Source organism: Polaromonas glacialis (assembly GCF_000709345.1).
In the GTDB taxonomy this organism is placed as follows: domain Bacteria; phylum Pseudomonadota; class Gammaproteobacteria; order Burkholderiales; family Burkholderiaceae_C; genus Polaromonas; species Polaromonas glacialis.
In genome coordinates this window covers 42,670-55,878 of the sequence record NZ_KL448324.1, presented here as the reverse complement: position 1 = coordinate 55,878, position 13,209 = coordinate 42,670, and the positions used below count along the sequence as shown (strand labels likewise).

The 13,209-nt window shown below is 62.6% G+C and carries 9 protein-coding genes; 4 read left to right on the top strand and 5 right to left on the bottom strand.

Annotated features, from left to right (window positions below):
* The first annotated feature begins 13 nt into the window (after positions 1 to 13).
* A complete protein-coding gene (dmpG, locus tag EC86_RS0120455; RefSeq protein WP_029527746.1) occupies positions 14 to 1,051 on the top strand; it encodes a 4-hydroxy-2-oxovalerate aldolase in 1,038 nt (345 codons plus the stop codon).
* A 272-nt stretch (positions 1,052 to 1,323) separates the two neighbouring features.
* Here the strand turns inward: dmpG and EC86_RS29025 are convergent, their stop codons facing one another.
* The 4 genes from EC86_RS29025 to EC86_RS0120440 form a co-directional block, all read right to left on the bottom strand.
* Positions 1,324 to 1,512 carry a hypothetical protein gene (locus EC86_RS29025; protein WP_156955419.1) on the bottom strand — a complete coding sequence of 63 codons (189 nt, stop codon included), beginning with the start codon at positions 1,510 to 1,512 and terminating at the stop codon, positions 1,324 to 1,326.
* Positions 1,513 to 1,828: 316 nt separating this feature from the next.
* On the bottom strand, positions 1,829 to 3,013 hold the full coding sequence (locus EC86_RS0120450; RefSeq protein WP_036773703.1) for an MFS transporter: 1,185 nt from the start codon (positions 3,011 to 3,013) through the stop codon (positions 1,829 to 1,831).
* 134 nt (positions 3,014 to 3,147) lie between these two features.
* Complete coding sequence (locus tag EC86_RS0120445; protein ID WP_029527744.1) at positions 3,148 to 4,095, bottom strand: bifunctional OB-fold nucleic acid binding domain-containing protein/MaoC family dehydratase; 948 nt, start codon at positions 4,093 to 4,095, stop codon at positions 3,148 to 3,150.
* 3 nt (positions 4,096 to 4,098) lie between these two features.
* On the bottom strand, positions 4,099 to 5,313 hold the full coding sequence (locus tag EC86_RS0120440; protein WP_029527743.1) for a thiolase family protein: 1,215 nt from the start codon (positions 5,311 to 5,313) through the stop codon (positions 4,099 to 4,101).
* A 504-nt stretch (positions 5,314 to 5,817) separates the two neighbouring features.
* Between EC86_RS0120440 and EC86_RS0120435 the strand changes: the two genes are divergently transcribed.
* On the top strand, positions 5,818 to 6,969 hold the full coding sequence (locus tag EC86_RS0120435; protein ID WP_084181619.1) for a formylglycine-generating enzyme family protein: 1,152 nt from the start codon (positions 5,818 to 5,820) through the stop codon (positions 6,967 to 6,969).
* 71 nt (positions 6,970 to 7,040) lie between these two features.
* On the opposite strand, the gene EC86_RS0120430 is transcribed toward EC86_RS0120435, so the two are convergent.
* Positions 7,041 to 9,452 carry an arylsulfatase gene (locus EC86_RS0120430; protein ID WP_198026857.1) on the bottom strand — a complete coding sequence of 804 codons (2,412 nt, stop codon included), beginning with the start codon at positions 9,450 to 9,452 and terminating at the stop codon, positions 7,041 to 7,043.
* Positions 9,453 to 9,835: 383 nt separating this feature from the next.
* Here EC86_RS0120430 and EC86_RS0120425 point away from each other — a divergent pair, with 383 nt between their 5' ends.
* Positions 9,836 to 10,816, top strand: a complete 981-nt coding sequence (locus EC86_RS0120425; RefSeq protein WP_029527740.1) for a WD40/YVTN/BNR-like repeat-containing protein — start codon at positions 9,836 to 9,838, stop codon at positions 10,814 to 10,816.
* Positions 10,813 to 13,197: an efflux RND transporter permease subunit gene (locus EC86_RS0120420; protein WP_029527739.1), complete on the top strand. Its 2,385-nt coding sequence runs from the start codon at positions 10,813 to 10,815 to the stop codon at positions 13,195 to 13,197. The genes EC86_RS0120425 and EC86_RS0120420 overlap by 4 nt, the downstream gene beginning before the upstream one ends.
* Positions 13,198 to 13,209: the final 12 nt, after the last annotated feature.

Sequence of the window (13,209 nt, the reverse complement as noted above, 5' to 3'; positions counted from 1 at the left end):
AAGGAGCCATTCCATGAATTTACAAGGCAAGAAAATCACCGTCCACGACATGACGCTGCGCGACGGCATGCACCCCAAGCGCCACCTGATGACGCTGGCTGAAATGAAAGGCATCGCCTGCGGCCTGGATGCCGCCGGCGTGCCGCTGATCGAGGTCACCCACGGCGACGGCCTGGGCGGCAGCTCGGTCAACTACGGCTTTCCGGCGCACACCGACGAGGAATACCTGAGCGCAGTGGTTCCGCTGATGAAGCGCGCCAAGGTGTCGGCGCTGCTGATTCCCGGCATCGGCACCGTGGACCACCTGCTGATGGCCCGGGACCTGGGCGTGAGCACCATTCGCGTGGCCACCCACTGCACCGAGGCCGATGTGAGCGAGCAGCACATCAGCAAGGCGCGCGCGCTGGGCATGGACACCGTGGGCTTTTTGATGATGGCGCACATGGCCAGCGCCGACAAGCTGGTGAGCCAGGCGCTGCTGATGGAAGGCTATGGCGCCAACTGCATCTATATCACCGACTCGGCCGGCCACATGCTGCCGGGCGACGTGAAGGAAAAACTCAGCGCGGTGCGCGCCGCCCTCAAGCCCGGGACCGAGCTGGGCTTTCACGCCCACCACAACCTGGCCATGGGCGTGGCCAACTCCATCACCGCCATTGAATGCGGCGCCAACCGCATCGACGCCGCCGCCGCCGGCCTGGGCGCGGGCGCGGGCAACACGCCGATGGAAGTGCTGGTGGCCGTGTGCGCGCTTATGGGCATTGAAACCGGCGTGGACGTGTTCAAGATCCAGGACGTGGCCGAAGACCTGGTGGTGCCGATGATGGACTTCCCGATCCGCATCGACCGCGATGCGCTGACGCTGGGTTACGCTGGCGTGTACGGCTCGTTTTTGCTGTTCGCCAAGCGTGCCGAGAAGAAATACGGCGTGCCGGCGCGCGACATCCTGGTCGAGATGGGCCGGCGCGGCATGGTCGGCGGCCAGGAAGACATGATTGAAGACACGGCCATGACGATGGCGCGCGAGCGCCGGGAAAGGGCAGCCGCCTGAGTCAAATGCCCTGCCCGCCTGTGGCTGCATGCCAGCCTCTGCCCCTGAACCGGGGCAAGGCGAAAACAGCGGCACGACGGCAAAAATGAAAAAAGGAGGCCTTGGCCTCCTTTTTTCATGGGTGTATTGCACTGACTAAAATACTATGCTTTTAATAGCTGAAAAACCACAACCAGCAACCGCTTAAGCCTATTTTTACCATTTATTTCCAGCAGGAACAGGGACAAGGTGGCCTGACCTGGGGCCTGCACCAAGGCCCCGGGCAGCGCGCCTTACCAGCGATTGGACGTCATCGCCACTTGCCATGAAGCACCCGCAGGTGGGGCGCCAACGCTGTATGCAGCTGGGGGTGCAATGCTCGAAAAAGCCAGCGGGGTGAGGGAAGGCAGGCTCATCAGCGAAGTGCACAGTGCAATGGCAACGGTAGCGGCAAGAATCCAGCGTGAACGGCGGCTTTTCATGGTGTGTCTCCTTGGTTCAAAGAACAGGCTTTTCAGCCACTGCGGTTCCTTCGGAACTCTTTTTTATTGTCAGAAGCCCCGTTTTTGCAGGAGCCATGGCGCAAGTATCAAATCAATGAAACCGCACAACATCACCCGTTTGAACTAAGGGTTTTCCTTCAAACCCTTTACTTTTTCAAGTTCGGTGACAGTGCTTTTCTGGTTAGCCCCTGCATTACCGGCAATACCTACAGCCAGTTGGTACAGTGCCCCGCGTGGGACTGCCTTTCACTGCTGCCTGACATACGTCACCCCGCACCAGCCAAGGTGTTTTTATTCACGACTTGGTGCCATGCGCGTCACCTGCGACCCATGCCCCCTGAGGGCGCCACAGCCAGGCGGCCAGCAGAGGCACCAGCGAAGAAGCGAGGGCAAACACCAACAAACCGCCAAAGCTGCCGCCTGCGACGATCTGGCCGGCCAAGCCCGGCCCGGCCATCGAGCTCAGGGCAAACGCGCCCGGCACCAGCGTGACCGCGCGGCCGCTTGGGTCACTGCGCGCAATAGCCGCCGTCTGGAACACGCAGCCGCAGGTAAAAGCGAATTCCCAGACCCAGGCGCCCAGCGCAAAGCCGACAAAACCGGTGGTGCTGGCGCTGGCCAGAAGCGCCAGTCCCGCGCCAATCACCACCAGCACCAGCAGCGCGGCACGCCGCGGCGCCAAGCGCTCGCCAAGAGCTGCCACACTGAACGCGGCAACGCCCCCCAGCAACTTGAGCAGTGCAAAGACAATGCCCATCTCGGTCGGGCTGACCTTGAGCGACGACCCGATGCGTTCCAGAAAAGCCCACAGGCCGATGTTGCCCACCAGAAACAGCAAAAACAGCCCCAGCGCCCGCCAGGAGGCCGCCGGCAACGGGCCACGGACTGCGGCGACCGAAGCATGGCCCTGCGGCGGGCCGTGCGGCACCCACAGCGCCGACAGCCCCAAGAGCGCCACCACGCCTGCCAGCGCCAGCGCCGCGCCGGGGTATTTGAAATGCGCAATCACCAGCGGCGGCAGCGCAAACAGCACCAGCGCCGTGACCGACAGCTCGACGCCCTGGCGCACGCCAAAGGCGCGCACCTTGTTGGGCAGGTCCGACAGGATGCGCATGCCCAGGCAGGTCATGGTCGAGGCAAAAAAGCCGATCAGCGCCCACATGGCATAGAGCACCGGCACGCTGCTGACGCCCGCGCTCAGGGCAAAGAACAGCGAAGTTCCCGCCGCGCTCACCACCGTCAGCACGCGCCAGTTGAGCCGGTTCATCCACAGCGGCGCGCCCAGCGTGCCGACCAGGTAGCCTGCAAAGCAGACCGAGCCCATCAGCCCGGCGGCGCTGGCGTCCAGCCCGAACGAGTCGGCCATGCTGCCCAGCATCACCGGCAACAGGTTGAACGGCAGGCCGCCAATGGTCGAAGCCAGGCTGGCCGACAGCATGAAGGCGATCAGCGTGCGGTCATGCAGCGTGGGAGTGTTCATAAAATTTTTCCAACCCGACTGCAGTCGGGACAGGCCGCGTGAAAAGCTTCACAGGCAGTAGCCAGCCAGGGGCGCGGGGGCGCAGGGGCGGATAAGCCTGGCGTGACGCTGGCTGCCGCACCCGGCGTGGCGTTTCACATGTAGAGCATCACCAGGTCGTTGATGACCGAAGGTCGGTCCTGGCCGACGCCGTGGATGTTGATTTCCATGGTCACCTGCACGCCGCTCTTGACCTGCTCGACCGACTTGATGCGGTAGCGGCCATGAATCCGGCAGCCCGCCGGCACCGGCGTGGCAAAACGCAAGCGGTCCGAGCCGTAGTTGACGATGTTGCGAAAGTCCGTGACCTCGAAATCCATCGGCATCTTGAGCCGGCTGACCAGCACCTGCACCAGCGCGCCGTGGGCAATCGTGGTGCCGAACGGGCTTTCGGCTTTGGCCTTGACCGGGTCGGTGTGAATCCAGTAGTCGTCGCCCGACAGCTCGGCGAACTGGTTGATCAGCTCCTGCGTCACCTCGATCTGGTTCGACCAGTCGGAGAACGCATCAGACACCAGCGAACGCATGGCATCAATGTCCTTGCTGCTAACCTGGCGCTTGGGCGTCTCAGCCGCTGCGGCAGGCGCGACTTTGGGCTCCTCTGCCGGCTTGTCTGCGGGGATGACGTTGGCCTGCGCGGACTCGACCGGCGTGAAGCGCAGCAGCGTGGCGCTGCCAGGGCGCTCGTCAAACACCGGGCGCACGCGCTGGCCGACGCGCAGGTCTTCGGGCTTTACGCCGACCATCGTGGTGTTGATGTGCACGCCCTCTTGCAACTCGACCACGGCCAGCAGCTGCGGCATCTCGTCGCTGAACTCGGGCAGCGTGGGCACGCGCGCCACGGTGTAGGTGTAGAGCGTGCCTTCGCCCGAAACGGTTTTCCACGCCAGCTGGCGCGAGCCGCAGGTCGGGCAGTGCGTGCGCGGAAAGAACAGCCAGTGGCCCTGGTCGCATTGCTGCAGGCGCACTTCGTGGGCTTTGAGGCCGTCCCAGAACGGGGCGGAAATGGCGGTCGGTCGCGGCAGGGGTTTGTTCCAGCTCATGGCTCAGGCCCCTTTCAAAATCAAGGCGCCCTGCTCGCTCATCACGCCGCCGGTGCCCGAGACATAAGCCAGGTCGTGGCGTGCCACTTGGCGCTCGCCGGCACGGCCCTGGATCTGGTGCATCGCCTCGATCACCTGCGTCATGCCGCCGGAGCTGCCGGTCTGGCCAAAGCTGAGTTGTCCGCCATGGGTATTCATTGGAAAGTCGCCCTTGAATGTGAAATCGTGTTCGCGCAAAAAGCGCATGCCCTCGCCCTTGGCGCAAAAGCCGGCGTCTTCCAGCGTCAGCAGCACGGTGATGGTGTAGCAGTCGTAGATTTGCGCCATGTGCATGTCGGCGGGCGTGAGGCCCGCCATTGCAAAGGCGCGGCGCGAGGCCGGGCCAATCGGCGTGGCCAGCATGTCGGCGGCATAGGTGGGCGACTTGGTCTGCACATGCTCGCCGCAGCCAATCACCTTCACGCCGCGGTGCTGGCCCTTACGGGCCTTTTCGTTTCGCGTGACGACCACAGCGCCGCCGCCGGCCACCGGCATGACGATCTCCAGCATGCGCAGCGGCTCGGCCACCATGCGCGATGCCAGCACGTCCTCGACGGTGATGGGCTGGCCATAAAACATGGCGTTGGGGTTGTGGCAGGCATTGAAGCGCTGGTCCACGGCGATGCGCGCCAGTGCAGCCGCGTCGTAGCCGTAAATGGCCGCGTAGCGCTGGGCAATCATGGCGTAGCCGGTGTTTTGCGCCATGTGGCCGTAGGGCAGGTCCATCTCGGCCTCGGGCGCGCCAAAGCGCGTGCTGTGGCCGCCAAAGCGCGACGCCTTCATCACCTCGGCCATGTGGTCGTCGTTCGGCGTGGTGGGTGCCATGCGCGACGGAATCACGCACACCACGGTGTCGCACATGCCCATCTCGATGGCCATGGCGGCGCGCCAGACGGCGCCCACCGAGCTGGCGCCGCCCAAGTCGACCACCTCGGCAAAGTTCAGCGGCACGCCCAGGTATTCGCCGGCCATGGCGGGCACGAACATGCCGGCTTCATGGAACTGCGGGCCAACGGTGATGAGGCCGTCCACGTCGGACAGCGACAGGCCGGCGTCGTCCAGCGCCTGCGTGGCCAGATCGGCCACCTGCTCCAGATGGAACATTTGCGGCGCGGTGGAATATTTTTCTGGCTTGTACTGCGCGGCGCCAACCAGCGACGCCTGTCCTGTGAGTCCCATGGGTTTCCTTGTTAATGTGCGCCGGCTCAAGGTGTTGGGCCGACAATCCAACGTGCATCTATAGTGCGCCAAGAGACATGCTCCGGCCATCGTCTGAGAGGACTAGAAACTCGCGGGTTGAATTTTGGCTATCAACCCCTTTGGCCGCGCATCAATGCGGGTGAAATAAAAATTTGCAGGGCAAGGCCCTATTGCTGAATGCCCCGCATGGCTTTTTCAGCACACGACATTTATCTCTCTTCGAAACCGTTTTCCCTACCCTTGTTGGACGATGCCGGCAGAGCGGATCAATGAAAATATGGTGGCACCAACGTAACGGTTTTAATCAGCCGCGCTACCGCTGCTGGAATGGCCATAGCGGCGACAGCCATGCCCAGCCGCCGGGTTCTCATCGACAGCACAGACATGCGGTGACTGTCTTATCCATGGCGCATGTGTAGTTGCGATTTCCATTGCCTTCCTGCCAATGCAGGCCACACCTACACACGACATAGGAATGCCCAGATGAAAACTGCAGTGAGTCCCAGGAAACGTTTCACCAACAAGAAAATAATCGCAGCAGCGTGCAAGGTTGTTGCCGTCGCACTGACTTTGGGCATTGGCCTGGGCGCGGCCAAGCTGCCAAGGCAGGCAACAGTGCCGCAGGCGCCTCAAATTGTTGCCGGTGACGGCGTGCATGGCCGCATAGGCATGATGTGGGTGCCGGGCGGTGAGTTCCTGATGGGAACCGACAGCAAGCTTGCGCAGCCTAACGAACGGCCTGCTCACAAGGTGCGGGTTCATGGTTTCTGGATGGACCAGCATCACGTCACCAACGCTGAATTTCGCGCATTTGTGAAGGCTACCGGCTACGTCACCACGGCCGAGAAAAAGCCCGACTGGGAAACGCTTAAAGTGCAATTGCCGCCTGGCACGCCACGCCCGCCTGCCGATGTGCTGGTGGCTGGCGCCATGGTGTTTACCGGTACGACCGGCCCAGCGTCTCTGGATGACTATGCGCAATGGTGGCGTTTCGCTCCTGGCGCCAACTGGCGCCATCCGACTGGGCCGAACAGTACCATCGACGACAAAGAAGACCACCCGGTGGTACAGGTGTCTTACGAGGACGCGCAGGCTTATGCCAAATGGACCGGCAAGCGCTTGCCTACCGAGGCCGAATGGGAATTCGCTGCGCGCGGCGGGCTGGAGCAGGCAACGTACGCCTGGGGCAACGATTTCGCGCCCGACGGCAAGCAGATGGCCAACGTGTGGCAGGGTCAGCAGCAGCAAGCGTTTCCTGTGGTCAGCCCCAAAGCCGGCGGCGCACTTGGCACCAGCCCGGCCGGCACCTTCCCGCCAAATGGCTACGGTTTGTCCGACATGACCGGCAATGCCTGGCAGTGGGTGGCCGACTGGTACCGCGCCGATGCCTTCGAGAAAGAGGCCAAGGGGGGAAGCCCGGCCAATCCGCAAGGTCCGGCCGATAGTTTCGACCCCTCCGAGCCGGGTACGCCGGTCAACGCGCCGAAGCACGTGACGCGGGGCGGATCTTTCCTGTGCAATGAGAGCTATTGCCTGAGCTACCGACCCAGTGCACGACGCGGCACCGACCCCTACACCAGCATGTCGCACCTCGGTTTTCGCCTCGTGCTGGACGCAAATGGCAGCAAGACGTAAATTTGAAGCCTTCTCTTGAGACCGCATGCTCAGGGAGGCACTTTTTGCCGGGCTTGACACCGGCGTCTGGCTTATTTCAAATCAACGGCGACCTTGGCAATCTTGCCGTTGAATACATAGTTGCGCGGATAGTTGCCGACAGGCGACTTGGTATCGGTGCCCACGTCGAAGCTCTCACTCATGGAAAAGAGATTGGGAACGGTCCTGTCGATGCGCGCTTCACCTATCGTCTTGCCATCGACCAGGAGTTTGCCGGTGCCGCCCTTGCCGCGTCCACCGCCATCGTAAGTAAATTCGAAACGCACGACCGTCTTGCCCGCCGGTAGACGCTGAGACCCGGTAATGGTCGTGCGCTTGCCGGCAAACACATAGGTGTACTCCGGCGTGCCATCCTTGTTGACATAGAGCGACCAACCGGAGGTTGCGCCGCCCTGGGCCACCAGCACACCTTGCGCGCCCGCCTCATTGATTTGCGCGTCAACGGTAATCGCATAGGAGCGATTCTTTATGTTTGGCGCATTCGCCTCGTTGATGGCCACCGCGCCCTGGTAGTAGGTGAAGTTGCTGCGGCCGGCGGTCAAGCTCGGGCGGTCAGACTGGCCGGCATCGTTTGTCAGCGACAGCCGTTCGACGAAACGATCGTCCAGCGGCAACACTTTATTTTTCTCAGCCTCTGCCCAGAACAAAGCCTGCAGTTCCTGCAATTTATCGGGATGCTGCTTCGCCAGGTCCTGCGACTGGGTGAAGTCTTTGTCGACGTGATACAGCTCCCAGTTCTCCGTGCCCAACGCGCTGGGTCCCCAGCTCAGCACTTTCCATGGCATCCGGGTCGGCGTGGTCGATGCCATCCAGCCGTCCCGGTACATGGCCCGATTGCCGAGCATCTCGAAATACTGGGTACGGTCTCGGCTGGCGCGCTTGGGCGCATTGAAACTCTCCAGCAGGCTTTGGCCATCGATGGACTGCTGCGCGGTGCCGTTCACCATGGTGAGCGCTGGAATACGGGCGGCTTCCAGAATGGTGGGCATCAGATCGCTGACATTCGAAAACTGCGACCGGAGTCCGCCAGGTTCGCGTATGTGCTTTGGCCAGGTGACCACCATCGGGTTGCGGGTGCCGCCGAAATGCGAGGCCACTTGTTTCATCCATTGGAACGGCGTGTCCATGGCCCACGCCCAACCGGCTGGATAGTGCGGATATGTGCCGGGACCGCCAATTTCATCGAGTCGCTTGACAAGCGTTGCCGTGTCTGGGCGCACACCATTGAAGCCGTCGATTTCATGAAAACTTCCTTCCAATCCGCCCTCGCCACTTGCACCGTTGTCGCCCACGACATAAATGAACAAGGTGTTGTCGAACTGTCCCATCTGTTGCAATGTTCCGACCAGCCGGCCCACTTGCGCATCGGTTTGCGCAAGAAATCCGGCGTAGGTTTCCATCAGCCGGGCCGAGATTTTCATTTGATCCGAAGACTGGCTGTTCCATGCCGGCAATTCCTTGGGCCGTGGCGTCAGCACCGAGTCTGCTGGAATAACGCCAAACTGTTTTTGGCGTGCAAAGATTTCCTCACGGACTTTGTCCCATCCTTGATCAAATTTCCCCTTGAAGCGATCTATCCAGGGTTTAGGTGCTTGTAGCGGCGAGTGGGCGCCCCCCGGTGCAAAGTAGACAAAAAAGGGCTTGTCTGGCGACACCGACTTTTGCTGCTGCATCCAGGCAATGGCATGGTCTGCCAAATCTTCGTTTAGGGTGTAGCCGGGCTTTTGGGGGGGCTGGACTGGCGTGGTGTTGTCAAAAAGCTCTGGCTCGTATTGGTCCATGGCACCGCCCAGAAAACCATAGAATTTTTCGAACCCTTCCCCGGTTGGCCAATGATCAAATGGACCGGTCGCCGATGTTTCCCAGATGCCCGTGTTATGCCATTTTCCCCAGGCCGAGGTGCCATACCCATGCTGGCGAAGAATCTCGGCGATGGTGGCCGCGCTCTTGGGGATCATGCCGGCGTAGCCGTCGTAGCTGGTGCTGAGTTCGCTGACCACGCCCCAGCCGACCGCATGCGGGTTGCGCCCGGTCAGAAGCGATGCGCGCGTGGGCGAGCACATTGCCGTGGTATGAAAACGGTTGTAGCGCAGGCCCTGCTGCGCCAGCATATCGAGTGTCGGCGTGGGAATCAGTCCGCCAAAAGTGCCGGCGGCACCGAAACCGACGTCATCGAGCAGCACCACGACCACATTGGGCGCGCCTGCCGGAGCTTTCGTCATTTGCAGCTTGGGCGGCACCGACTCCTTGAAGGTCCGCCCGATAACGGCGCTCGACTTGGGCGTTGGCATGGGCAGGACAAGACCGGCTGCGGGCGCTGGGGCATTTTCCTGCGCCAGAGCTTGCAGGGGCATGGCAAGTGCGAGCATTTGCAAGATGCCTGCCGCCAGTGCCGTCATCATCACACCATGTCTCATTTTGAATTCCTCGATGGGCGAAAACATGCGGGGTTTTGCGCTTGGGTTTTTTTGGATACCTGCATGAGGCTGGGTTGTACTGCGCGGCGCCAGCCAGCGACGTCTGCTCTTTAAGCCCCATGGGTTCCTTCGGTGAAGGCGTCGGCACGCTGCATTGTGGGTAGCCGCACCCGGCTATCCATCGTCCAACAAGACTAGCCATGCAGCGGCCTTGTGCCTGGGGTCCGGACTCAAGGGAAAACCCTTGACCAATACCCAGGGTTTATCCTCATAAAAGCGCCTTGTCGTCCTTTCGGACGATGACTTATTGTCCCGACTGCGAAGAATCGCCCCTACAGCGCGCCGGAAAATAGCGGCGACGCATCACGATTCCAAGGAGACAAATTGTGCGAACCCCAGTCGGAATAGCAATGGCAGTCCTGATGGCCCTGGGCGCGGCCCAGGCCTTCGCCCCGCGCCACACCCCACCGCTAGCAGCCACCCGGCTGGCGGTGGAGCGCATGCACCTGAACACCCTGGTGGCCTCGAAAGCCGGACTCGTCACTGGCGGCGAGCTGGGAACGCTGCTTTATTCCACCAACCAGGGCAAGGACTGGCAGCGCGCCAAGGTGTCCGCAGACCGGCAGGCACTGATCAACCAGATCAGCTTTGCGCCCGATGGCCTGCACGGCATGGCCGTTGGCCACGAAGGCTGGATTCTGCGCACCAGCGACGGCGGCCTCAGCTGGCAGGAAGTCGCCTTCGATGAAAAAAATGGCGAGCCGCTGATGAGCGTGGCACGGCTGCCCTCGGGCGTCTGGATCGCGGTGGGCGCCTTTGGACGGGCACTGCAGTCGGACGACCAGGGCGATCATTGGACGCGTCTGGCGCTGCCCGGCGCCGGCGTCGAAGACAAGCACCTGAACCGCATCGTCGGTTCGGCCGACGGCCAGCGCTGGCTGATCGTTGGCGAGCGCGGCCTGGTGCTGCACTCGGGCGATGCCGGCCAGAGCTGGAGCGTGATCGAGCCCTTCTACAACGGCTCTCTCTACAACGCCATGCCCCTGCCCAACGGCGGCTGGCTGGCCTACGGCATGCGCGGCAACATTTTTCACACTGACGGCGACCAAGGCCCCTGGAGCCGCTCCGACATCCCGGTGCAGGCGTCCTTCTTCGGCCATGCCATGACCGCCGATGGCCGGTTGATGCTGGTCGGCCAGGGCAGCGTGATAGCCACCAGCACCGATGGCGGTCGTCATTTCAGCCTCAGCCGCGCCCAGGGCCGGGCCAGCCTGACCGACTTGCTGCTGCTGCCTGACGGCCAGGGCCTGCTGGCCAGCGACGCCGGCCTGCAGGCTTTCTCGTCCGTGCCCAAGGCCGTCACAACCCCTTCTTCCGGAGTCGCCCAATGAACACGCACCAGCCCGCGTCCCGCACCCAGGCGCTGATCGCCCGCATGGCCCACGGCCTGATTGCCTGGCGCAACACGATTGCCGTGATCACCACCATCATCACGCTGGTGCTGGGCGCCTCGGCGCTGCGCACCCACCTGGATGCCGGCTTCAACAAGCTGATTCCGCTGCGCCACGCCTACATGGCGGCCTTTTTGAAGCACTCCACCACGTTTTCTGGCGCCAACCGGGTGCTGATCAATGTGCGCTGGAAGGGTGAAGGCGACATCTACAACGAGGAATTCTTCAAGACCCTGCGTGCCGTCACCGACGAGGTGTTCTTCACCCCCGGTGTGAACCGCGCGCAGGTGTTCTCGCTGTTCACGCCCAACGTGCGCTACATCGAGGTCACCGAGTTGGGTTTTGTCGGCGAAGTCATCATTCCCTCGCGCTTCACGCCCAACGAGGAAGGCTTGGCGCAGGTACGCTCGAACGTGTCCAAATCGGGCCAGATCGGCCGGTTGATCAGCTCCGACCTGAAGTCCGCCATGGTGCGCGCCGACCTGCTGGAGACCGACCCGCAGACAGGCAAACAGCTCGACTACAGCGAGGTGGCCAAGAAACTCGAAGCCATCCGCACCCAGTTCGGCAGCGACAAGATTGAAATCAACATCGTCGGCTTTGCCAAGGTGCTGGGCGACGTGATGGACGGCCTGACCACCGTCATCAGTTTCTTCGGCCTGGCCTTCCTCATCACCGCCGTGCTGCTGTGGCTGTATTCCCGCTCGGTCAACCTGACCGTGCTGGCCCTGCTGGTGGCGCTGCTGCCGGTGATCTGGCTGCTGGGTCTGCTGGCTGCGCTGGGCTTTGGCATCGACCCGATGTCCATCCTGGTGCCGTTCCTGGTGTTTTCGATCGGCGTGTCGCACGCCGTGCAGATGACCAATGCCTGGAAGCAGGACGTGCGTGCCGGCATGAGTTCAGAGCAGGCTGCCGAGAGCGCCTTTCGCAAGCTGGCCATTCCCGGCACCGTGGCGTTGCTGACCAACGCGCTGGGTTTCATGGTCATCATGCTGATCGACATTCCGATCGTGCACGAGCTGGGCCTGACCGCCTGCTTAGGCGTGCTCTTGATGATCATCACCAACAAGATGATGCTGCCGGTCATCCTGTCGCGCCTGCGCCTGGAGCCGGCTGCGCTGGGCCGCACGGACGGCGTGACGGGCCTGCACAAACGCTGGTGGGCCATTTCGGTGCTGTCCCAGCCGCGACCTGCGCTGGTGACGCTGGCGGTGTCGCTGGTGCTGCTGGTCGGCGGCACGGTCACCTCGCGCCACCTGCTGACCGGCGACATAGGTTCGGGCGCGCCCGAGCTGCGTGCCGACTCGCGTTACAACCGCGACAACGACCGCATCATCAGCACTTACGCCATCGGCATGGACGTGCTGTCTGTGTACGCCGAAGCCACCGACATCCCCGAGGCCTGCCTGAACTGGAGCGTGATGAACGCGGTGGAGCGCTTTGACCTGGCCATGCGCGGCGTCGACGGTGTGCGCTCGGTCACCACCGTGGCAGGTCTGGCCAAGCTGGCGGCTGGCGGCAACAACGAAGGCAACCCGCGCTGGGCGGCGCTGCAGCGTACCGAAGCGGCGCTGCGCACCGGCGCCAAGGCGGCCAACCCCGAGCTGGGCCTGAACACCGGCAGCTGCGACGTCATCCACCTGCAGCTGTTCCTGAAGGACCATGAAGGCGCAACCCTCACGCACGTCGTGGGCGAAGTGCAGAAGTTCATCGACGCCGACAAGACGCCCAACCTGAAGTTCCGCCTGGCCGGCGGCAATGCGGGCGTGGCTGCGGCCACCAACGATGCCGTCGAACACGCAGAAGTGCAGATGCTGGCCTCCATCTTTGGCGCCATCACGCTGCTGTGCTGGCTGACCTTTCGCAGCTGGCGCGCGGTGCTGTGCATCATCGTGCCGCTGACACTGGTGTCCATTTTGTGCAACGCACTGATGGCGCTGCTGGGCATTGGCCTGAAGGTGGCGACGCTGCCGGTGATTGCCATGGGCGTGGGCGTGGGCGTGGACTACGGCATTTACCTCTACGAGAGCCTGCAGCACGAGCTGGAGCACAACGGCAAGTCGCTGCGCGAAGCCTTTTACGAAGCGCTGCGCCAGCGCGGCACGGCCGCCGTGTTCACCGGCGTCACCATGTCGATTGGCGTGGGCACCTGGGCCTTCTCGGCATTGAAGTTCCAAGCCGACATGGGCATCTTGCTGGCCTTCATGTTCCTGGTGAACATGCTGGGCGCGGTGTTCCTGCTGCCGGCCATGGCCTGCTGGCTGGGCGTGGGCCAGAGCAAAAGCCAAATCCAAAGCCAAAATCGGCATCAGACGGCTTGACGCTTGCCCCTG